We start from the raw sequence: 21,810 nt of genomic DNA, 5'->3' as shown, positions 1-21,810 counted from the left end.
TGTCAGCCCTTGACGCTGCCCGCGAGGATTCCGTTGATGAAGTGGCGCTGGAGCAGGATGAACAGCAGCAGGACGGGCAGCATCGCGATGCTCCCGGCGGCCAGCAGTTCACCCCAGACGGTTCCGAAGTCGGCGCCGATGCGGTTGCCGGTGACGTTCTGCGCCAGGGTGGACAGGACGACCTGGAGGGTCTGGTGGCTCTCGTCGTTGACGGCGACGACCGGCCAGACGAAGTCGTTGTAGACGTTCATCGCGGTCAGCACGCCGAGCGCGGCGAGCCCGGGACGGATGACGGGCACCACGATGCGGGCGAAGATCCCGAACTCGCTCGCCCCGTCCATGCGGCCGGCGTCGAGGAGTTCGTCGGGTACGGCGGCGATGGTCTGCCGCATCCAGAAGATGCTGAAGGCGTCGATGCTGCCGGGCAGGATCAGCGCCTGGTAGGTGTTGACCCAGCCCAGCTGACTCATCTCCAGCAGCAGCGGGATGATCAGCACCAGGGTCGGCAGCATCAGCGTGAGCATGAGGACGCCGAAGAGCAGGTCGCGGCCGGGAAAGCGGTACTTGGCGAAGGCGTAGCCGGCCAGCGGGCAGAAGCACATCGTCATCGCGCCTTTGACGGCGACGACCAGCACGGTGTTGAGGAACCCGGTGCCGATCGGCACGTCGTGGAACATCGCCTGGTAGTTGTCGAGCGTCGCCGAGCCGGGCGAGAACGCCAGCGGGTCGCGGACGATGTCGTTGGCCGGCTTCAGGGAGGAACTGATCGCCCACCAGATGGGATAGACGAACAGAACGGCCAGGCCGCCGAGGACGATGTACTGAAAGGGTCCGGGTTTGGGCTGGGCGAGGGTCTTGTGCTTCACGCGATGCTCGAGATTCCTGTGCTTCATGGGTCACTCGTCTCGGGAGCGCAACAGGCGCACGGACAGCAGGGACAGGGCGAACACCAGCAGGACGAGCAGGAAGGAGTTCGCCGCTCCGGTGCCGAGGTCGGATGCCGTGATGTGGTTGTAGAGGTACAGACCGCCGGTGGTGGTCGAGCCGTACGGGCCGCCCTGGGTGACCACGAAGGGCTCGGCGAACATCTGGAACACCGCGAGGGTCTGTACGACGACCAGGAAGGCGATGCTGCGGCGCACCAGGGGCAGTGTCAGGGACCAGAACTGGCGTCGCCGTGAGGCCCCGTCGAGTGCCGCGGCCTCGTACACGTCGGGCGGTACGGCCTGGAGTCCCGCGAGCAGGATGATGATCGCGAATCCGGTGGTCTTCCACAGGAACAGCAGCGCCAGTGTCGGTTTGGCCCACGCCGTCGACGTCAGCCAGTCGACCGCGGGCAGGCCCACCAGTCCCAGCAGGTCGTTGACCAGCCCGTAGTCGGTGTCGAAGACCACGATCCACACCTGGGCCATGGCCACCAGCGGGGTGACGAAGGGCGCGATGAACGCCACCCGGAACATCCCGCGCAGCTTCAGCCGCGCGTTGGCCAGCAGTACCGCAGCGGCGAGGCCGCCGACGATCTGCACGGGCACGATCAGCAGCCACATCACGGCGCTGTTGCCCAGCGAGGCCCAGAACTCGGGGCTGGTGAGCAGGTAGGTGTAGTTGTCGAGGCCGATGAAGCGCGCCTCACCGGCGCCCTTCCAGTTGGTGAAGCTCAACTGCAGCGCGAACAGCAACGGGTAGAGGCCGAACGCGGCGAAGACGACGTAGAACGGAGCGACGAACAGGTAGGGCGTGAGGAAGAGCCGACGGCGGGCCCGGGACGGTGCCGGGGACGTCTGTTCCTCGCGGCGCAGCGGGGTGAGGGTCGTCGGTGTCACGCGCGGTCCACCAGATTGCGCTGGATCTTGCGGGTGGAGTCGTCGATGACGTCGTCGGGGGCCATGGCCCCTTCCATCAGCCGCTGGAGGTTGTTGCCCAGGTAGTCGACCGACTTGCTCCACCAGGCCGGGATCGGCGCGGCGGCCGGGATGGTGGCGGCCGCGTCCACGGCGATCTTCCACAGGTCCTGACCGCCGAGCGCCTGCACCGGCTCGAAGAGCGGCTTGTCGGCCTTGCGCGCGGGTGTGTAGCTGGGCACGGAGGTGTTGAGGCCGCCCGGGTAGACGTTGCCCGGTCCGTAGACCGCGGTGTAGCCGGGCTCCTTGAAACACAGGAACTCATAGAGCAGCCAGGCCAGTTCGGGGTTCTTCGCCTTCGCCGGGATGATGAAGCTGCTGCCGCCCATGGCGCCGCTGCGCGCACCACCGGGTGTCCAGGCGGGCAGCTGAGTGGCCCGCCACTTCCCCTTGGTCCGCTTCAGCAGCTGCTGGGGAGCGAACGACCACCACACCGCCCAGGGCACGAGTGCCTGCCGGCCGTCCTCCAGCGCGGCGAGGTCGGCTTGCTTCAGGTACTCGGCATGTGTCACCAGATTCTCGTCGACCGCTGACCGAACCCAGCTCAGGATGGTGCGGTACTCCTTGGAGTCCAGTCGGACCTTGCCATCGGCGTCCGTGAGGCTGGTGCCCTGCTGGTTGGCGAGCATCTCCAGCCACAGCTGGCCGAGGAAGGGATCCTTGTCGAGGTGGATCGGGGCCGCCTCGGGGTTCTTCTCCTTCAGCGCCCGGGCCGCGTCCAGCAGATCGTCGTACGTCCCGATGCCCGCCGGATCGACGCCCGCGTCCTCCAGCAGGTCCTCGCGGTACCAGAGCAGACCCGGGTCCAGATCCCAGGGCACGCCGTAGATGCGGCCGTCGACGGTGTTGACCGAGAGCTTGTACGGCGAGGTCTGCTTGCGATAGGGCTCGATCAGGTCCGTCAGGTCGTACAGATGCTCGGCCTGACTGCCGATCTTGGCGTCGTCCCAGAAGCTGCCGTCCGGCAGATCCGCCCCGGTGATCAGGGTGTTGGCGAGTTTGGCGTCGATGTCGACGGCCTGGTGATTCACCGTCACCCGGGGATAGGCCTTGCGGAACTCGTCGATGGCCGCGTCGAAGACCTTGAAGAGATCGCCCGAGCGGTTCCAGATGGTGATCTCGCCCTTGGCCGAAGCGGTGGGCGTCCCGGTGAGTCTGCGTGGCTCGGTCCCGGTGGAGCCGGGGGCGCAGGCTGCGGCGAGCGGGCCGGCGCCGGCGGTGAGGGCACCGACGCCCAGGGCGCCGCGTAGGACCCTGCGGCGCGGAACGGATGATCTGGACATGAGCGCGGCTCCTCTGGGGGGATGCGGTCACCAAGGCCGGATTGCAACGATGCAGAGATGATGCGACGCCTTTTGCAACGATGCAATACCCGGGTAACATTCGATTGCCGCGATGTGCAGCAGCCCCGCCGGAGAGGCCCGGCGGGCGGAACACCGGCAGAGAGGGACAGGGATGGCCGGCGCAACCCTGCGTGACGTCGCGCGACGCGCGGGAGTCTCGATCCGCACGGTGTCCAACGTGGTCAACTCCTCGGTGCCCGTCTCCGAAGAACTGCGCACCCGCGTGGAGGCGGCGCTGGAAGAGCTCGACTACCGGCCCAACCTGGTCGCCCGCAACCTCCGCCGAGGCCGCACCGGCATGCTCGCCCTCGTCGTGCCGGAGCTCGACGTCCCCTACTTCGCCGAACTGGCCCGCGAGGTCATCACCGCGGCCCGCGCCCATGGCTATGTCGTGATGCTCGACCAGACCGACGGCGACGTGGCGCGGGAGCGGGAGCTGCTCGGCCGTGAGTCGCGCGCCACCATGTTCGACGGACTGCTGCTGAGCCCGCTCGCCATCTCCGAGGACGAACTGCGCGGCCGCACCAACCGGGTGCCCGTCGTCCTGCTCGGCGAGCACATCTTCAACGGCAGCTTCCACCACGTGGCCATCGACAACGTCGCCGCGGCCCGCGAGGCCACCGAACACCTCATCGGCCTGGGCCGCCGGCGGATAGCAGCCATCGGTGACCAGCCCTACAGCACCGGCGAGACCGCGCAGCTGCGCACCATCGGCTACCGCCGGGCCCTGGAGGGTGCGGGCCTGCCCCTCGACGAAAGCCTCATCGTCCCCACGCCACGCTTCCACCGGCACCTCGGCGCCGAGGCCATGACCCGCCTCCTCGCCCTGCCCGAGCCACCGGACGCCGTCTTCTGCTACAACGACCTTCTCGCCATCGGCGCGATGCACGCGCTGACACGCGCCGGAGTCCGCGTCCCCGAGGACATCGCCGTGATCGGCATCGACGGCATTCAGGAAGGCGAGTACAGCTCGCCGACCCTCACCACCATCGCGCCCGACAAGGCCCGCATCGCGGAGACGGCCGTCAGCACACTCGTCGGGATCATCGCCGGTACGGCATCGCCGCCGGCGGACGCGAAGGCGCCGCACCGGTTGCTCGTCCGGGGCAGTACGACGACGGATTCCCGGTCTGTCTGACCGACCGTCACGAAGCTGCCGATTTGTCGGCCGCAAGGGATTGCTCGGTCCAGATGCATTTGCCGGAGTCGGTGCACCGCGCCCCCCACCGGTCGGCCAGCGCGGCGACCAACTGCAGGCCTCTTCCGCCCTCGTCCGTGTCCGCCGCATGGCGAATGCGAGGCATGGTGAGACTGCGGTCGGTCACCTCGCAGATCAGAGTGCGGCTGCGCAGCAGGCGGAGGGTGATCGGGCCCTTGGCATGGCGAATCACGTTACCGACCAGTTCGCTGGCGAGGAGTTCCGTGGTCATCACCAGTTCTTCCAGTCCCCACGTGGTGAGTTGATCCCGGACGTGCTTGCGCGCTTGTCCGGCGGCCTTGGGGTCCTCGGGCAATTGCCAGGATGCGATGTCCTGGGGAGATGACGCGCAGGTGCGTGCGATCAGCAGTGCGGCGTCGTCCCGGAAGCACGATGTGTCGGTGTGGGAGAAGCCGCTCAGCAGGCTGTCGCAGAGGGCTTCGAGATCGGCACTGCCGGGTTCCCGAGTTCTTGCGACGCGCCGGGAGAGCTCGGCCATTCCCTGGTCGATATCGCGCGTCGGATCCTGGATCAGGCCGTCGGTGTAGAGCACCAACAGGCTGCCTTCGGGGAGTTCGAGTGTTGCCGTCTCGTAGGGGAAGGCCGCGGTTCCCAGGGGTGGATTGTCGGGCAGATCGGGGAAGTAGCGGGAGCCGTCGGGGTGGACGACGACGGGTGGGGGATGGCCGGCCGTGGTGAGGGTGCAAAGGCGGCTGGTCGGGTCGTAGATGGCGCACAGACAGGTGGCGTAGTAGTCGTCGCCGAGGTCACCGACCAGGCTGTTGAGGTGGTAGAAGAGTTCGTCCGGCGCTTGCCCGAGATCGGCGAGGGTGCGCACGGCGGTGCGCAACTGCCCCATGATCGCGGCCTCGCGCAGACCATGGCCCATGACGTCACCGATGACGAGGGCGACTCGATCCGAGGGCAGCGGAATCACGTCGTACCAGTCGCCGCCGACTTCGGCTCCGTCGCCGGCCGGAAGGTAGCGGGCGGCCGTGGTGACGCCGGGGAGGGAGGGCAGGACCCGGGGGAGGAGACCGCGCTGCAGCTCATGCGACCGGCGGTGCTCGGCATCGTAGAGACGGGCTCGGGCCAGCGCCTGGGCTATGAGACCGCACAGCACCGTGAACAGGTTGCGTTCCTCGGGGCTGAATGCATGGGGCCGGTTGTAGGAGAAGATGCACACGCCGATGGGGTCGCCGGAGGTGACCAAGGGAAGAAACGCCCAGGCCTTCTTACCGCTGGCGGTCGGCATGTGGGCCATGTGCGGGTAGCGGCCGACGTACTCGGCGGGCGAGGAGATGAAGAACGGGGCACGTTCGGTCAGTGCCTCTCCGGCTGGGCATCGATCGAACGGTGGTGGCGGCGTCTCCTTCATCCAGTTGACGAATTCCAGTGTGTTTCCGGCATTGCCGAACGACGTCAACTGTTCCCCGTCGCGATACCAGAAACCGACCCCGTCGGCGCCGAACAATTGCCGTGCGTGATCCTCGACGACACTCACCACGTCCAGTCCGGTCACCGCCATGGCCAGGGCCTGAGTGAGTTCGACGATCCTGTCGGCGTACTTGGCGACCGTGCCCTCGGCCGGCGCCTCCTCCCCGTTCCGGTGTCGGTGGGTGATGTCGCTGAAGCAGAGAGTCATGCCGGTGGAGACGGGAAACACCTGAATACGGAGCAAGCGCTGGTCCAGGGGCCAGCCGACGCTGAAGCCGGTCGGCTTGCCGGCGGTGGTGGCCTGCTGGCAGGCGAGCTTCACACCTGTGGTGTGGAAATGGGGGACCACATCCCACAGCACGCGGCCGAGCCATTCCTCCGACAGGCCCAAAAGGCGTTCAGCGGGTCTGTTGAAAAACGTGACCCGCCAAGTGCGGTCGGTAGTCAGGACGGCGTTGGCCAGGGGATGGAGGGCGTCAGGCGTTTGGACCTTGGACGGTGGGGGTTCGGTGGACATAGGGGCGGGAGCCGATCGTTGGGGATCCCCGTCTGCGGTTTCGGCCCAAACATGGTGACGTCATGCGGACAAATTGCGCAAGAGGTCTGATCTGCCTCACTGCCGTCTAGTTCTGCTGTCGGCGCACCATCTCCGTGATCCAGACGGGCGCGAACGGGGACGTGCAGCCGGGGGAGGTCGGGTAGTCCTTGAGTACCTCCAGGCGTTCGCCGATGTCGAGTGCACGGGTGCGGTGCTCGGCGTGCTCGATCCCGATCCGGGCCAGGCAGTGGTTCATGGCCCACTGCAGGCGATCCGGGGCGTCCTTCATCTCCGCCTCGATGGTGTCGAGCAGTCCCGCGAGATCGAGGCCCTCGGGCCTTTTCGCCACGCGTTCGGTGGTCAGCGCCCATCCGGCGCTCGCGACCACCGGATCCGGGTCGGCCGGCCAGGCCAGGCGTAGCTCTTCGGCGTGCGGGTTCTTCTTCACCAGGTAGTTCACGAGCCAGTCGTGCACCTTGGGCGTGCGCGCCTCGCGCAGCATGGCGTCCAGCTCGTCACGCGTGAACGCCTTCGGGCGGCAGATCAGGAGTGCCAGCAGCCTGGCCGCGGTGTCACCCGTCTCCCAGAGTCGGCGCGCGAGTTCCTGCTGCGTCTTCAGCCGCTTCGCGAGCGCGCGCAGCCTGCCGAGGTTCACACCGTGATCGTCGCCGTGCTTCTCGTTCACCGCGCGTGCCTTCGGGTCCTCCAGCTCGGCCAGCTCGGCCAGCTCGGCCAGCTCGGCCAGCTCGGCCAGCTCGGCCATCACCTCGGCGACCGTCGTCTCGGTCGGCGTTGTCTCGGGCACCTCGGCCTCCTGTCCGTTCGCGGGCGAGATTCAGCCTACGAGGGAAGTCGGCTCCCTGTTGGAGACCGACCTTGGCCGAAGTGTTGCTTGCGTGCGGACGTCCACCCCTTCACAGATGGCACTTAGGTTAGGCTAACCTGTGCTCCGTGTATGCGGGTGAAGAGACCTCTGCGGCGGTGCGTCCCCGCGGTCATGAACTGTCGGCCACGGGAGTCACCGTGGCGTACGAAGGCATCGACGTCGTACACGAGGCGTCGTTGGCGTTGCGGCCGGGCGAAGTGACGGTGCTGGTGGGCCCGAACGGCAGCGGGAAGTCGACACTTCTGCGCACGATCGCACGGCTGCAGCGGCCCAGGACCGCCACACTCGTCATCGACGACACCGACGGCCTCGCGCTGACCCCTCGTGAGTTCTCGCGCCGGGTGGCGCTGCTGACGCAGGGGCGCCCCACGCCCAGTGGGCTGACCGTGCGCGACGTCGTCGAGTTCGGTCGCTATCCGTACCGGGGCCGCTGGGGCAGGGCGGACCCGGACGGGCGGGCCGCGGTGGACCGCGCGCTCGCCATGACCGGCGTCGCGGAACTCGCCGAGCGCGGGGCCGAGCACCTGTCCGGCGGGCAGCTCCAGCGGGTGTGGCTCGCGGGCTGCCTCGCCCAGGAGACCGGCGTACTGCTCCTCGACGAGCCCACGACCTACCTCGACCTGCGCTACCAGGTCGAACTCCTCGACCTCATCCGCGACTTGGCCGACGACCACGGGATCGCCGTCGGCGCCGTCCTGCACGACCTCGACCAGGCCGCGGCTCTCGCCGACCGGATCGTGCTGTTGCACGAGGGACGCATCGTCGCGGACGGCCTTCCCGAAGACGTACTGACCGCCCAGCGGCTGACCGACATCTACGGCATCCGCATCGAAGTCGGCACCGACCCGCTCACCGGCCATCTGCGCACCCGCGCGATCGGCCGCCACCACACGCGAAGCGAAAGGCTCAGCACATCCTCATGAGACGCCTGATGATGACCGCGGCGGTCGCCACCGCCGCGGCGCTCGCCCTGACCGCATGCGGTACGACCGAGCCCGCCGCCGACAGCGACGACGCGAAGAAGACGAACGAGGCCATCACCCTCACCGACGCCTCCGGCGCGAAGGTCGAACTCGACGGGCCGGCCAAGAAGGTGGTCGGCACCGAGTGGCACGAGGTCGAGCTCCTGATATCGCTGGGCGTCGACCCGGTCGGCGTCGCCGACGTCAAGGGCTACCAGACCTGGGACCAGGCGGTCCCCCTGAAGAACGAGCCCAAGGACATCGGCACCCGCGGCGAGCCCAGCATGGACACCATCGCCGCGCTGTCCCCGGACCTCATCGTCGCCAGCACCGACCTGCCCCCGGCCGCCGTGAAGCAACTGCGCAAGGTCGCCCCGGTCCTGGAGGTGCGCTCCGCCGGCGCCTCCGACCCGATCGGGCAGATGACGAAGAACCTCGACCTCATCGCCCAGGCCACCGGCACCACCGAGCAGGCCGACCAGCTCAAGAAGGACTTCGACGCGAAGGTCGCCGAAGGCAAGAAGGCCCTCGCGGATGCCAAGCTCGGCGGTGCGCAGTACGCCTTCGCCGACGGCTACAACATCTCCAACCAGGTCTCCATCCGGCCCTTCACCAGCGGCTCCCTCATCGGCGCGGTCAATGAGCAGCTCGGTCTGAAGAACGCCTGGACCGTCAAGGGCGACAAGGACTACGGACTCGGCACCACCGACGTCGAGGGCCTCACCAAGCTGGGCGACGACGTGCGGTTCGCCTACATCGCCAACGACGGCGACAAGAGCAGCACTCCGTTCACCGCGGACGGCACCCTGTCCAAGGACAAGGTGTGGACCTCCCTGCCGTTCGTGAAGAAGGGCAACGTCCACCGACTGCCCGACGGCATCTGGATGTTCGGCGGTCCCCAGTCGATGGAGGCGTACATCGACGCCGTCGTCGCCGAGCTGACGAAGTAGCGCCATGGCCGTCACCGCGACACCCCCCGTCACCCGTACGCCGACGGAGACCACGTCCCGGACGGGCGCGGCCGTGGTGACGGCCCTACTGGTCCTGCTGGTCGCGGCCCTCGCGGTCGTCGACATCACGCAGGGCACCGCCGCCGTCGGCGCCGGTGAGGTGTGGAAGGCGCTCACCGGCCGGGCCGACCCGTCCGACGCGTCCGTCGTCATCGCCTCCCGGCTGCCGAGGGCGGCCGCCGGACTCCTCGTCGGGGCCGTGCTCGGCATGGCGGGCACGGCCCTGCAGGCCGTCAGCCGCAACGTGCTCGCCTCGCCCGACACCCTCGCGGTGAACGCGGGCTCCTACCTGGCGCTCGGGCTGGCCGCCGTCACCGGCGTCTCGCTGCCGCTGCTCGCCTCCTCCGGCGTCGCGTTCGTCGGGAGCCTCGCGGCGGCGGCCGTCGTCCTCGGACTGTCGGGCCTGGGCGCGGGCACCGTCCGGCTGGTCCTGGCCGGCACCGCCCTCGCCCTCGGACTGACCGCCGTCACCGAGGGGCTGCTCCTGCTCTTCCCCCAGGAGACCGAAGGCCTCTACCGGTGGAATCAGGGCAGCATCGCGCAGAGCGGCTTCGACGGGGTCGCCCAGATGGCGCCCGTCTGCCTCGCCGGTCTGCTCGGGCTGCTGCTGATCGCCCGCCGGGTGGATGCCCTGTCCCTCGGCGACGACGCAGCCCGCGGCCTCGGCATCCCGGTCCGTGCCACCCGGGTCACGGCGGTCGTCCTCGCCTCGCTGCTGTCCGCGGTGGCCGTCACCCTCGCCGGACCGATCGGCTTCGTCGGCCTGTGCGCCCCCGCCCTCGTCCGCTCCCTCGCCCGCAGGTTCCGCGCCTTCACCCGGTCGCGGACACGGCTTCCGGTCGCGGCGCTGACCGGTGCCGCGCTGGTGCTCGGATCGGACGTGCTGCTGCGGGTCCTCGTACCGGCCGACCTGGCGGTCGCCGTGCCGACGGGTGTCGTCACCAGCCTCGTCGGCGCGGTGTTCCTGGTCGTCATGGCCACGCGGCTGAAGGACACGGCCGCAGCCGCCGCACCCGACCGGCTGCGCATCAGAAGCCGTGCCCTGTTCCTCACCACCACGGCCGTACTGGTCACCGTGGTCGTGGGTGTGACGATCGCCGCCGTGCTGCTCGGCGACAGCAAGCTGTTGCTGGGCGACGTGGTCAACTGGGCGCAGGGCAACGCCGGTCGGACCGTCTCCTTCGTCCTCGACACCCGTGTGCCCCGGGTCCTCGCGGCGCTCCTCGCGGGCGCGGCACTCGCCCTGGCCGGAACGCTCGTCCAGGCCGTGACCCGCAATCCGCTCGCGGAGCCCGGAGTCCTGGGCGTCTCGGGCGGGGCCGCGCTCGGCGCGGTCCTCCTGGTGACGAGCGTGCCCCTGGCCGGATCGTGGGGCATGGCGGGCGCGGCCTTCCTGGGCGCCGCGATCAGTTCGGCCATCGTCTTCGGACTCGCCGCGCGCGGCGGGTTCCAGCAGAACCGGCTCGTCCTGGTCGGCATCGGAGTCGCCACCGGGTCCACGGCCCTGATCAGCCTGCTCATCGTCCTCACCGACCCGTTCAACGCGACCAAGGCCCTCACCTGGCTGTCCGGCTCCACCTACGGGCGCACCATGCCCGACATCGCCCCGCTCGCGGCCGTCCTCGTCCTGGGCCTGGCCATCGCCGTCCTACGACGCACCGAACTGGACCTCGTGTCGCTCGACGAGGACACCCCGAGGCTCCTCGGCCTCGGCCTGGCGCGGGGGCGGTTCGGCTTCCTCGTCCTCAGCGTCCTGCTCAGCGCCACCGCCGTGGCCGCCGCCGGCACGATCGGCTTCGTGGGACTCGTCGCCCCGCACGCGGCCCGGGCGCTGGTGGGCCGACGGCACGTCCGGGTGGTCCCGGTCTCGGTGCTCCTGGGCGCCGCGCTGGTCTGCACCGCCGACCTGTTGGGCCGCACCGTGATCGCCCCGGCCCAACTCGGCGCCGGTCTGATGACGGCGGTGATCGGCACGCCGTACTTCCTCCATCTTCTCGTGCGCAGCCGCCGGTAGCGGCGACAAGGGTCAGGCGCCCGAGTCCTCTTGATGTGCCGTCAGTGATTGCTCGGCCCAGATGGTCTTCCGGTTGCGGCCGTAGCGTGTGCCCCACCGTTCGGACAGCTGGGCCACCAGGAACAGCCCACGTCCGCCCTCGTCGGTGCCGCGGGCCTGGCGCAGATGAGGGGAGGTGCTGCTGGTGTCGGAGACCTCGCAGATGAGATGGCCGTCCCGGATCAGCCGCAGCTGCACCGGGCCACCGGCGTACCGGTAGGCGTTCGTGACCAGTTCGCTCACGATCAGCTCGGTGGTGAAGGCGAATTCCTCCAACCCCCACTCGGCCAGACAGTCCCGTACCAGCGTCCGGGCGCGGCCGGCCGCGGTGGGCTCGGCCGACAGCTGCCAGGTCGCCACGTTCTGCGCCGCCAGCACCCGGGTCCGGGCCAGCAGGAGTGTGACGTCATCGGCGGGCCGGTCGGGCAGCATCGTGTCCTCCACCGCCTTGCAGGTCTGCTCCAGCGAGTGGAACGGACCGGCCAGCACGGAACGCAGCTGGGCCAGTCCCTGGTCGATGTCGCGGTGGTCGGCCAGGAGGATGCCGTCGCTGTACAGGGCGATGAGGCTGCCCTCGGCCAGTTCGACCTCGGCCGTCTCGAACGGCAGCCCGCCCACGCCGAGCGGTGGCCCGGCGGGGAGGTCGATCGGGTGCACCCCGCCGTCCGGGCGCAGCACGGTCGGCGGCGGGTGCCCCGCGCGGGCCATGGCGCAGTGCCGGGAGACCGGATCGTAGACCGCGTACAGGCACGTCGCGCCCACGATCCGGGGCGTGTTCCGGTCGGCTGCCCGCTGTTCGGTGTCCAAGTGGTCCACCAGGTCGTCGAGCCGGGCGAGGACCTCGTCCGGGGCCAGGTCGAGGTGCGCCAGGGTGTGCACGGCGGTGCGCAGCCGCCCCATGGTCGCCGAGGCGTGCATACCGTGGCCGACGACGTCGCCGACGACCAGGGCGACGCGCAGTCCGGACAGGGGGATCACGTCGAACCAGTCGCCGCCGACCCCGGCGGAGGCGTGTGCGGGCAGGTAGCGGTGCGCTGTCTCGACCGCCGGGTGCTCGGGCACCTCACTGGGCAGCAGGCTGCGCTGGAGGGCCTCGGCGGCGTTGTGCTGCTGGGTGTAGCGGCGGGCGTTGTCGATGCAGACCGCGGCCCTCGCGGCGAACTCCTCCGCCAGGGTCAGGTCGTCCTCCTCGAACGGCTCCGGCCGCTGCGAGCGCCACAGGCACACCAGGCCGAGGACGGCACCGCGCGCGGCCAGCGGCACCACCATCAGGGAGTGGACCCCTATCGCGAGTGCCTTCGCGGCCCGTTCCGGCTCGGCGGCGAACCATCCGCGATTGCCCTCCAGGAGGGGTTCGAGGACCGGACGCCGTTCGGCCAGGCAACGTGACGGCGACGTGTCCTCGGGGAAGGAGAACAGTTGGCCGACGGGATACATCACCTGCCGAGCCTCGGGCTGGATGCTGTGCGCCGCCATCCTGCGCAGTGGGCCCATGGAGTCCGGGGCCGGTTCCTCCCCGCGGGGCACGGGTTCCAGCAGATCCACCGAGAGCGCGTCGGCCAGCGTGGGAACCGCCGCCTCGGCCAGTTCGCGCGCCGTCCTGGCCACATCCAGGGTGCTGCCGATCCTGGCGCCGGCCTCGTTGATCAGCGCCAGTCGCCGACGGGCCCGATGGCGGTCGGTGACGTCCTCGACGATCTCGGTGACACCGAGCACCCTGCCGGAGGGGTCCTGCATCCGGAAGGCGGACACGGAGACGATCAGTTCCTTCTGGGAGTCCCGCAGCAACCGGCAGGGCTGCTCGGCGAAGATCAGGGGCTCGCCCGTCTCCAGTACCCTCCGGAGCCGTCGCTCGATCAGCTCCGAGTCCGGGCCGAGCAGGAAGTCGGAGGTGCGAAGCCCGCGGTACCCCTCGGCCTCCAGCCCGCCGAACCGCGCGATCGCCCGGTTCACCCGCAGGATGCGCAGGTCCGGGCCGAGCACCGCGACCCCCACCGGGGACCGGCGGAAGAAGCCGTCCAGCACGGACCGGTCGATCTCCCACTGGGTGATGTCCTCGGCGAGTGCGCCGATGAGGAGCCACTCGACGGAGGAGTCCAGCCGTCGCACCTTGCGGGCCCTGAACCCCACGTACAGGCGGTGGCCCGCGCGGTGCAGGACCGGCAACAGCCCGAACCAGCCGCCCTCTCGCACGCAAGCGGTGGTCGCTTCGGCGATCAGGGCCTCGTCCCCGCTGTCGACCAGGACATCATGCATGGGTCGGCCCAGCACCTCCTCGGGCCGGTGCCCGAGGAGTGTGGTGGCCTGTTCGCTCCAGGCGACGACCCGCCCGCGGCCGTCCAGCACGGCGGACGCGGATCGATGGATCGAAAACGGGTCCTCCGGGCTCTCGCTGAGCGTCTTCGGGGATGTGTTGCGCATCTCCCACCCATCTCGCGCCGTCGGCGGGGCCCGCAGAGCGGTGCCCCGGGGCGCTCCTGCGGATCCGAGTGCCTGGTTTGCAGCGGCTCACTCCCAGTATCGGCTGTACGGGCATCGTGTGCTTCGTCGTAGCGGCCGGGACGGTCGGTGAGGGCCGGCCGCGACGGTCCGACCTTCCTGTTCACCGGGGCAGTGCCCGGGCGAGGAGCACCGCCACGTCGTCGTCCGCCGCCTCGGGCATGACATGGGCCAGGAGGTCGGCGCAGACCTGTTCCAGCGGATGCCCGGGATGCCGTAGTGCCTGCGCCAGACGGCGCATGCCCTGGTCGAGATCCTTGCCGCGGGTCTCGATCAGACCGTCGGTGTAGATCACCAGGAGACTGTGCGGCGGCAGGGGAACCCGCTGGACCTGGCAGTCCTGCCTGCCCACGCCCAGGGGCGGGCCCGCGGGTCCGTCCAGGAAGGTGACCGTTCCCCGCTCGTCGGCGACCAAGGGGGGAGGGTGGCCCGCCCGGGCGATCAGGCAGTGCCCGGTGCCCGGGTCGTGGACGGCGTACAGGCAGGTGGCCATCTCGTTCTCGCCGAGGTCCGCCACGGCGGCGTCCAGGGCACGCAGCACCTCGTCGGGCGCGGTGTCCCGGCGTGCCAGGGTCCGTACGGCGGTGCGCAGCTGTCCCATGACCGCCGCCGCGTGGATGCCGTGCCCCATCACGTCCCCGATCACCAACGCGGTCCGGCCGCCCGACAGGGCGATGGCGTCGAACCAGTCGCCGCCGACCTCGTGGTCACCGGCCGGCAGATAGCGCCCGGTGAGTTCCAGCCCGCTGACGGTGGGCAGGGAGGGGTTCATCAGGCTGCGCTGGAGAGTGAGCGCCGCGTCGCGTTCCCGGCTGTACATGCGGGCGTTGTCGATGTTCAGCGCCGCTCGGGCGACCAACTCGTCGATCAGCAGCGTGTCCTGGTCGTCGAACGGCTCTCGATCCCGGGTCCGGGTCACCGCGACCGCGCCGAGCACCGTGCCCCGGGCCACCAGCGGGATCACGCGCGCCGAGCCCACGCGGGCGCGGAGGTACTCGCGCAGCCGGTCGGCGCCGGGGGTGGTGACCAGCGGGCCGATGTCGCTCAGGTAGAGGTTCATGGGACGCCCGGCACTGATGAGCCGCTCGTACATCGAGCCGGGAGGGAGCTGAAGGGTCATGCCGACCGCGAGGTAGTCGGCAGGCGCGGCCGGATCCGTGAAAGTCGCCGCGACACGCCGGACCACACCGTGCGCCGACGCGGCGGTCTCGTCCGGGGCCATCGCCTCCTCCAGCAGCTGGACGTCGGCGGAGTCCGCGAGCCGGGGCACCAGGACGCGGACCACCTCCTGCGCCGTCTGCGTCAGATCCAGGGTGGAACCCATCTGCGTACCCGCCTCCACCAGCAGCGCGAGGCGCTGCCGTGCCCGTTCCGCCTCCAGGTGGGCCCGCTGCCCCTCCGTGACGTCGATCAGCGAAGCGATCACCCCCACCCGTTGGCCGGCCCCGCCGAGCAAGGGGGCGTAGGAGCAGGACCACGTGCGCATCCGTTGCGGGTCCGACGTGCCGGAGGTGTAGCGGAAGTCGACCACCGCCTCACCCCGGTCGAGGACCTGGCGCATCACCGCCTCCAGCGCACCGGCGCCGGGGGCGATCTCGGTCACGCGTCTGCCGACGTGCTCGGCCACCGGGACACCGTCGATCCGGGACAGAGCCTCGTTGACCCGGAGGAAACGCAGGTCGGGGCCGAGCATGGCCAGGCCGATCGGGGACTGGGTGAACAGCCCCTCCAGCGCGGCCAGCGAATCCCGCATCCGCTCCACGGCTGAGGTCTCCGCCGCGATCGCCAGCACCCCTGGACGTCCCCGCACATCCGCGATCGGACAGTGCCACATCTCCATGTCGACCACGGTCCCGTCGCGATGCCGGACCGGCAGCCGTGCGACCACCGCAGCACCCGTCCGCACCGTCCGGCCCAGCCGGTCGGCCAGCTCCCGGTTCTCCTCCGGCACGAGTACACGCCTGGCGTCCTGCCCCACCATCTCCTCCGGCGTGTGACCGAGCAGGTCCTGCGCGGCGAGCGACCACTGCACCAGGCGCCCATCGGCATCGACCACCCAGAGCGCGAGCGGAAGCAGGTCCTGGAACACCCCCGCATGTCCCGCCGCGGACGGGCGCCGATCCGGCGTTTCGCCGATCGCGTCGTGGGCATCCGCACCGCGGTGACTCGCGCTGGTCATAGGGGCACCTCGCTCACACCGCCCTTGACCGCATAAGGCTCAAGGACAGCGTAGGCCCGTCCGGTCGCGCACGGGCGGTTGATCGATCATCGATAAGTGGCCCGGCTCACATGGCGTGAGCGAGGAGTCGCCGACACCATGGCTCTGAGTCACCGGCAGGCTGAAGGGATCCAGAATGTTCCGCAAGGTGCTGGTCGCCAACCGCGGCGAGATCGCGATTCGGGCGTTTCGCGCAGGCTATGAGCTGGGCGCGCGCACCGTCGCCGTCTTCCCGCACGAGGACCGCAACTCCCTGCACCGGCTCAAGGCCGACGAGGCCTATGAGATCGGTGAGCCGGGGCACCCGGTGCGCGCCTATCTCTCCGTGGAGGAGATCGTCCGCGCGGCACGGCGGGCGGGAGCCGACGCCGTCTACCCGGGGTACGGATTCCTGTCGGAGAACCCGGATCTGGCCCGGGCCTGCGAAGAGGCGGGCATCACCTTCGTCGGACCGAGCGCGGAGATCCTGGAGCTGACCGGGAACAAGGCCCGCGCGGTGGCGGCGGCCCGCGCGGCCGACGTGCCGGTGCTGGGTTCCTCGGAGCCGTCCACCGACGTGGACGAGCTCGTCCGTGCCGCCGAGGACGTCGGCTTTCCCGTGTTCGTCAAGGCGGTCGCGGGCGGCGGCGGGCGCGGCATGCGCCGCGTCGAGGACCGCGCCCAGCTGCGCGAGTCCATCGAGGCGGCATCCCGTGAGGCGGCGTCCGCGTTCGGTGATCCCACGGTCTTCCTGGAGAAGGCGGTCGTCGAGCCCCGCCACATCGAGGTGCAGATCCTCGCCGACGGCCAGGGCAACGTCATCCACCTGTTCGAGCGGGACTGTTCGGTGCAGCGCCGCCACCAGAAGGTCATCGAACTCGCCCCCGCACCGAACCTCGACCCGGAACTGCGCGACCGCATCTGCGCCGACGCCGTCCGGTTCGCCCGGCAGATCGGCTACCTCAACGCCGGCACCGTGGAGTTCCTGCTGGACCGCGACGGCAATCACGTCTTCATCGAGATGAACCCGCGCATCCAGGTCGAGCACACGGTGACCGAGGAGGTCACCGACGTCGACCTGGTGCAGTCGCAACTGCGCATCGCCGCAGGCGAGACGCTCGCCGACCTCGGCCTCGCCCAGGAGACCGTCACGCTGCGCGGAGCCGCGCTCCAGTGCCGTATCACCACCGAGGACCCGGCCAACGGCTTCCGCCCGGACACCGGCCGCATCAGCGCCTACCGCTCGCCCGGCGGCTCGGGCATCCGCCTCGACGGCGGAACCACCCACGCCGGTACGGAGATCAGCGCACACTTCGACTCCATGCTGGTGAAACTCACCTGCCGGGGCCGGGACTTCACCGCCGCCGTGGGCCGCGCCCGGCGCGCCGTGGCCGAGTTCCGCATCCGCGGCGTGGCCACCAACATCCCCTTCCTGCAGGCGGTGCTGGACGACCCCGACTTCCGGGCCGGCCGGGTCACCACGTCGTTCATCGAGCAGCGCCCGCACCTGCTCACCGCCCGCCACTCCGCCGACCGCGGCACGAAGCTGCTCACCTTCCTCGCCGACGTCACGGTCAACAAACCGCACGGCGAACGGCCCGAGCTGATCGACCCGCTGACCAAGCTGCCCGCGCTGCCGGCCGGTGAGCCGCCCGCCGGGTCCCGGCAGCGGCTCGCCGAACTGGGCCCGGAGGGCTTTGCCAGCTGGCTGCGCGCGTCACCGACCATCGGCGTCACCGACACCACGTTCCGCGACGCCCACCAGTCGCTGCTCGCCACCCGAGTGCGCACCAAGGACATGCTCGCCGTCGCCCCGGTGGTGGCCCGCACCCTGCCCCAGCTGCTGTCCCTGGAGTGCTGGGGCGGCGCGACCTACGACGTCGCCTTGCGCTTCCTCGCCGAGGACCCGTGGGAGCGCCTGGCCGCCCTGCGGGAGGCCGCCCCGAACATCTGCCTCCAGATGCTGCTGCGCGGCCGCAACACCGTGGGCTACACGCCGTATCCCACCGAGGTGACCGACGCGTTCGTGCAGGAGGCGGCGGCCACCGGCATCGACATCTTCCGCATCTTCGACGCCCTCAACGACGTCGACCAGATGCGGCCGGCCATCCAGGCCGTACGGGAGACCGGCACGGCCGTCGCGGAGGTGGCCCTGTGCTACACCTCCGACCTGTCCGACCCGGCGGAGCGCCTGTACACCCTGGACTACTACCTGCGCCTGGCCGAGCAGATCGTGGACGCCGGCGCCCATGTGCTGGCCGTCAAGGACATGGCCGGCCTGCTGCGGGCACCGGCCGCGGCGAAGCTGGTGTCGGCCCTGCGCCGGGAGTTCGACCTGCCGGTGCACATCCACACCCACGACACCGCGGGCGGCCAGCTCGCCACCTACCTCGCCGCGATCCAGGCGGGCGCGGACGCGGTGGACGGCGCGGTGGCCTCCATGGCGGGCACCACCTCGCAGCCGTCGCTGTCGGCGCTCGTGGCCGCGACCGACCACTCCGAGCGGCCCACCGGCCTGGACCTCCAGGCCGTCGGCGACCTGGAGCCGTACTGGGAGAGCGTCCGCAAGGTCTACGCCCCCTTCGAGGCGGGTCTCGCCTCGCCGACCGGCCGTGTCTACCACCACGAGATCCCCGGCGGGCAGCTCTCCAACCTGCGCACCCAGGCGGTCGCGCTGGGACTGGGCGACCGTTTCGAGGACATCGAGGCGATGTACGCCGCCGCCGACCGGATGCTCGGCCGCCTGGTGAAGGTCACCCCTTCGTCGAAGGTGGTCGGCGACCTGGCGCTGCACCTGGTGGGCGCCGGCGTCTCCCCTGCGGACTTCGAGACCGACCCGGACCGGTTCGACATCCCCGACTCCGTCATCGGCTTCCTGCGCGGCGAACTGGGCACTCCGCCCGGCGGCTGGCCCGAGCCGTTCCGCACCAAGGCGCTGCAGGGCCGCGCCGAGGCCAAGCCGCTGCAGGAGCTCAGCGCCGACGACCGCGAAGGGCTGGCGAAGGACCGGTGCGCGACGCTCAACCGGCTGCTGTTCCCGGGCCCGACGCGTGAGTTCGACACGCACCGTGACATCTACGGCGACACCAGCGTGCTGGACAGCAAGGACTTCTTCTACGGCCTGCGCCCCGGCAAGGAGTACGCCGTCGACCTCGAACGCGGTGTGCGGCTGCTGATCGAGTTGCAGGCCGTCGGCGACGCGGACGAGCGCGGCATGCGCACCGTGATGTCCACCCTGAACGGCCAGTTGCGGCCGATCCAGGTCCGCGACCGGGCGGCGGCCTCGGACGTCCCGGTGACGGAGAAGGCCGACCGGACCAAGCCCGGCCATGTCGCGGCGCCGTTCGCCGGCGTGGTCACCCTCACGGTCGCCGAGGGTGACGAGGTGGCGGCCGGTGCCACGGTGGCCACCATCGAGGCGATGAAGATGGAGGCGTCCATCACCGCCGCGAAGTCCGGCACTGTGGCGCGACTGGCCATCAATCGCGTCCAGCAGGTCGAGGGCGGCGACCTTCTGGTCGAACTCGCCTGAGCCGCCTGCTGTCTCGCCCCGCGCAGGAGAGGCACTTGCGCGGGGCTTCGCGGACCTGGCTCTGCCCGGGCGGAATGGTGGGGCCGGTGCCGGCGCAGGGCGTGCTGCCGGCCGCCGTGGCGAGGGTGCAGCCCGTGTCCCGAGGCTCGGGCAGTCGTCGATTTCCGGCCTCGGCGGACACTGACCGTATGACCCGGACTCTCGTGGACCCGCAATCCGTCCCCGCGGAACTCCGCCCCTACCTTCAGGAGGTCGTCCACCGCACGCACGCCGTCTGCGGATCCCACCTGGTGAGCGTCATCGCGGTCGGTTCCGTCGCGCTCGGCGACTACCGGCACGGGCGCAGCGACACCGACGTGACGGTGGTCGTGGACGCGCCCCTCCCCGGGCGAGCGCTGTCCGACCTGGCCGCCGCACTCAGCCACCCCGTCCTGCCCTGCCCGGCGGCGGGACTGGAACTGGTGGTCTACGACAAGGACTTCGCGGCCCGGCCGTCCGGTGAGGCGGGCTACCTGCTGGACCTCAACACCGGACCCCTGCTGCCCGACCGGGTCAGCTTCGACCCGACGGAACCCCCGGCCTTCTGGTACGTCATCGACCGCTCCGTCGCTCATCAGGCCGGACGAGTGCTGTACGGCAGTCCGGCGCGGGCGGTGATCGCCGAACCCGCCCGCGCCGACCTGCTCACGGCGCTCCGTGCCTCGGTCCGTGAGCACAGTGGCGGCGAGGGACACCTCGCGGACAACCGGATCCTCAACGGCTGCCGCTCGGTGCACTTCTGCCGTACGGGCCGCTGGCAGGCCAAGCGCCGGGCGGCGCAGTCGATCGCCGCGTCCGAGGAACGCTTCCGCCCCCTCCTGACGGCCGCGCTGCGCAGCTACGAAGGCCCACGCGCCGCGGTGACCGCACTGCCCACCACCGACGTACAGGCCTTCCTGGCCTGGGTGGCCGATCGCGTCGACGAGACGGCCGCCGCGGATCGGGCAGGGTAGGGCACGGACCCTCATCGGATCTGCACCCCTCTGCATGTCAACTCCACCGCGTTCGCCCACGAGTTGGGTACAGCGAATTGGATACTGTGCAGCACGCGGAACGACCGGCTGCCACACCCGGCAGCCGACGAGGGGTGAGCCTCTTGGCGGTTCATGGTGTACACGGCGGCAGGGCCGGTGCAGGTGCGGTCGAGGTCGCGCGGCTGGGGGGTCTGTGGCGGGTCACACGCCCCTGGCATCCGGGGTTGCGACCGTTTCTGCGCAGCTACGTCGGCTACTGGGAAGCAGTGACCACGCCGTATGAGGCGCGGTTGGTGCCGACCGGGTGCGCGACCCTGTTGATCAGCCTTGCGGAGCCGTTCTCCCAGGTGCGGCGGCTGGGCGTACGGGGCGGGGGCAGCGGGAGGATCGGGTCGCTGGTGGTGGGGCTTGAGGACCGGCCCGCGATCTGCGTGCATCCAGGCGGCCAGGAGGCGATCCGGGTCGAGTTCACACCCCTGGGCGCCTACCGGCTGTTCGGCATGCCGATGAGCGAGCTGACGAACCTGGCCATCGAGATCCGGGACGTTCTGGGTCCCGAAGCCGGGACGCTGGTGGAGCGGTTGGCGTCGACCCCGGACTGGGCGGCCCGGTTCGATCTGCTGGACGCGGCCTTGCTCGCCCGACTCGGGTACGGCCCGGAACCCGCGCCCGAGGTCGGCCACGCCTGGCGACTGCTCTCCGGCAGCGCGGGCGCCGTCCCGATCGCCCGTATCGCCGCCGAAGTGGGGTGGAGCCAGGGGTACTTGATCCGGCGGTTCACCCAGCAGATCGGGCTGACGCCCAAGGCGTCCGCGCGGGTGCTCCGCTTCCGCCACGCCGTGGCGCTGCTCGGTCGCGGAGCCGTGAGTCTGACCGACCTCTCGACGGCCTGCGGCTTCTACGACCAGTCGCACCTCAACCGCGAGTTCCGGGCCATCGCCGGCACCACGCCCGGACAGATGGTGGCCTCCCGCCGGGTGGAAGGGGCACTGGCTCTCTCGGCGAGTGCAAATTCGTCCAATACCGAACCGTCGGCCGGCCGATAACGTCCCCGCTGTGCAACCGGTGGCCGGTCGGATGGCGCGGGGGACCGTCCGACCGGCCGGCGTGCGGTTGCGAGACGCTACGCGCGACCGGTCTCCCCGGGCGCGGGGCGCCGGCCGAACATGACGAACGCGCCGCCCTGGTCGTCGTAGGTGTTCGGCACCACCCGGTACTCGGCGCCGAGCAGGTGCACGAGG

General features: G+C 70.5%; 14 protein-coding genes. 7 read left to right on the top strand and 7 right to left on the bottom strand.

Annotated features, from left to right (window positions below):
- Positions 1-2: 2 nt before the first annotated feature.
- Genes BLU79_RS16095 through BLU79_RS16085 form a run of 3 tightly spaced genes read right to left on the bottom strand, consistent with a single transcriptional unit; the run spans position 3 to position 3,184 of the window.
- On the bottom strand, positions 3-866 hold the full coding sequence (locus BLU79_RS16095) for a carbohydrate ABC transporter permease (RefSeq protein ID WP_256333327.1): 864 nt from the start codon (positions 864-866) through the stop codon (positions 3-5).
- A gap of 30 nt (positions 867-896) precedes the next feature.
- Positions 897-1,823, bottom strand: coding sequence for a carbohydrate ABC transporter permease (locus BLU79_RS16090; RefSeq protein WP_093906427.1), 927 nt, complete (start codon positions 1,821-1,823; stop codon positions 897-899).
- Entirely contained in the window at positions 1,820-3,184 is a 1,365-nt protein-coding gene (locus BLU79_RS16085) for an ABC transporter substrate-binding protein (RefSeq protein WP_093906426.1), read from the bottom strand. The genes BLU79_RS16090 and BLU79_RS16085 overlap by 4 nt, the downstream gene beginning before the upstream one ends.
- Positions 3,185-3,356: 172 nt before the next feature.
- Here BLU79_RS16085 and BLU79_RS16080 point away from each other — a divergent pair, with 172 nt between their 5' ends.
- The gene (locus BLU79_RS16080) at positions 3,357-4,382 is read left to right on the top strand and encodes a LacI family DNA-binding transcriptional regulator (RefSeq protein ID WP_093906425.1); all 1,026 of its coding nucleotides are present in this window, start codon (positions 3,357-3,359) and stop codon (positions 4,380-4,382) included.
- A gap of 7 nt (positions 4,383-4,389) precedes the next feature.
- Here BLU79_RS16080 and BLU79_RS16075 read toward each other — a convergent pair whose 3' ends face one another.
- Together BLU79_RS16075 and BLU79_RS16070 are read right to left on the bottom strand one after the other, a co-directional pair.
- Positions 4,390-6,396, bottom strand: a complete 2,007-nt coding sequence (locus BLU79_RS16075; RefSeq protein ID WP_093906424.1) for a SpoIIE family protein phosphatase — start codon at positions 6,394-6,396, stop codon at positions 4,390-4,392.
- A 106-nt stretch (positions 6,397-6,502) separates the two neighbouring features.
- Entirely contained in the window at positions 6,503-7,180 is a 678-nt protein-coding gene (locus tag BLU79_RS16070) for a DNA alkylation repair protein (protein ID WP_218137780.1), read from the bottom strand.
- Positions 7,181-7,368: 188 nt separating this feature from the next.
- Between BLU79_RS16070 and BLU79_RS16065 the strand changes: the two genes are divergently transcribed.
- The 3 genes from BLU79_RS16065 to BLU79_RS16055 are packed head-to-tail and all read left to right on the top strand — an operon-like array spanning position 7,369 to position 11,289.
- Complete coding sequence (locus tag BLU79_RS16065) at positions 7,369-8,226, top strand: ABC transporter ATP-binding protein (protein WP_093906422.1); 858 nt, start codon at positions 7,369-7,371, stop codon at positions 8,224-8,226.
- Positions 8,223-9,215: an iron-siderophore ABC transporter substrate-binding protein gene (locus tag BLU79_RS16060; RefSeq protein ID WP_093906421.1), complete on the top strand. Its 993-nt coding sequence runs from the start codon at positions 8,223-8,225 to the stop codon at positions 9,213-9,215. The genes BLU79_RS16065 and BLU79_RS16060 overlap by 4 nt, the downstream gene beginning before the upstream one ends.
- A gap of 4 nt (positions 9,216-9,219) precedes the next feature.
- Positions 9,220-11,289, top strand: coding sequence for an iron ABC transporter permease (locus BLU79_RS16055; protein WP_093906420.1), 2,070 nt, complete (start codon positions 9,220-9,222; stop codon positions 11,287-11,289).
- A 12-nt stretch (positions 11,290-11,301) separates the two neighbouring features.
- On the opposite strand, the gene BLU79_RS16050 is transcribed toward BLU79_RS16055, so the two are convergent.
- Positions 11,302-13,749, bottom strand: coding sequence for a SpoIIE family protein phosphatase (locus BLU79_RS16050; RefSeq protein ID WP_093906419.1), 2,448 nt, complete (start codon positions 13,747-13,749; stop codon positions 11,302-11,304).
- A gap of 181 nt (positions 13,750-13,930) precedes the next feature.
- Positions 13,931-16,006: a SpoIIE family protein phosphatase gene (locus tag BLU79_RS16045; protein WP_177001035.1), complete on the bottom strand. Its 2,076-nt coding sequence runs from the start codon at positions 16,004-16,006 to the stop codon at positions 13,931-13,933.
- 175 nt (positions 16,007-16,181) lie between these two features.
- Between BLU79_RS16045 and BLU79_RS16040 the strand changes: the two genes are divergently transcribed.
- From BLU79_RS16040 to BLU79_RS16030, 3 genes are all read left to right on the top strand, one after another.
- Entirely contained in the window at positions 16,182-19,556 is a 3,375-nt protein-coding gene (locus tag BLU79_RS16040; RefSeq protein WP_093906418.1) for a pyruvate carboxylase, read from the top strand.
- Between the two features lie 188 nt (positions 19,557-19,744).
- The gene (locus BLU79_RS16035) at positions 19,745-20,548 is read left to right on the top strand and encodes an aminoglycoside adenylyltransferase domain-containing protein (protein ID WP_093906417.1); all 804 of its coding nucleotides are present in this window, start codon (positions 19,745-19,747) and stop codon (positions 20,546-20,548) included.
- A 143-nt stretch (positions 20,549-20,691) separates the two neighbouring features.
- Entirely contained in the window at positions 20,692-21,615 is a 924-nt protein-coding gene (locus tag BLU79_RS16030) for a helix-turn-helix domain-containing protein (RefSeq protein ID WP_093906494.1), read from the top strand.
- Positions 21,616-21,810 lie beyond the last annotated feature (195 nt).

The sequence above is a fragment of the Streptomyces sp. cf386 genome, from assembly GCF_900103585.1.
GTDB lineage: Bacteria > Actinomycetota > Actinomycetes > Streptomycetales > Streptomycetaceae > Streptomyces.
Note: the sequence above shows the minus strand (reverse complement) of the source record. Positions and strands in the feature narration are given on the sequence as shown.

Bases quoted from the DNA above. Each gene is read 5' to 3' on its own strand.
- BLU79_RS16040 (WP_093906418.1), top strand. From the start codon at position 16,182: ATGTTCCGCAAGGTGCTGGTCGCCAACCGCGGCGAGATCGCGATTCGG.
- BLU79_RS16035 (WP_093906417.1), top strand. From the start codon at position 19,745: ATGACCCGGACTCTCGTGGACCCGCAATCCGTCCCCGCGGAACTCCGC.
- BLU79_RS16050 (WP_093906419.1), bottom strand. From the start codon at position 13,749: ATGCGCAACACATCCCCGAAGACGCTCAGCGAGAGCCCGGAGGACCCG.
- BLU79_RS16055 (WP_093906420.1), top strand. From the start codon at position 9,220: ATGGCCGTCACCGCGACACCCCCCGTCACCCGTACGCCGACGGAGACC.
- BLU79_RS16080 (WP_093906425.1), top strand. From the start codon at position 3,357: ATGGCCGGCGCAACCCTGCGTGACGTCGCGCGACGCGCGGGAGTCTCG.
- BLU79_RS16075 (WP_093906424.1), bottom strand. From the start codon at position 6,396: ATGTCCACCGAACCCCCACCGTCCAAGGTCCAAACGCCTGACGCCCTC.
- BLU79_RS16045 (WP_177001035.1), bottom strand. From the start codon at position 16,006: ATGACCAGCGCGAGTCACCGCGGTGCGGATGCCCACGACGCGATCGGC.
- BLU79_RS16060 (WP_093906421.1), top strand. From the start codon at position 8,223: ATGAGACGCCTGATGATGACCGCGGCGGTCGCCACCGCCGCGGCGCTC.
- BLU79_RS16070 (WP_218137780.1), bottom strand. From the start codon at position 7,180: ATGGCCGAGCTGGCCGAGCTGGCCGAGCTGGCCGAGCTGGCCGAGCTG.
- BLU79_RS16085 (WP_093906426.1), bottom strand. From the start codon at position 3,184: ATGTCCAGATCATCCGTTCCGCGCCGCAGGGTCCTACGCGGCGCCCTG.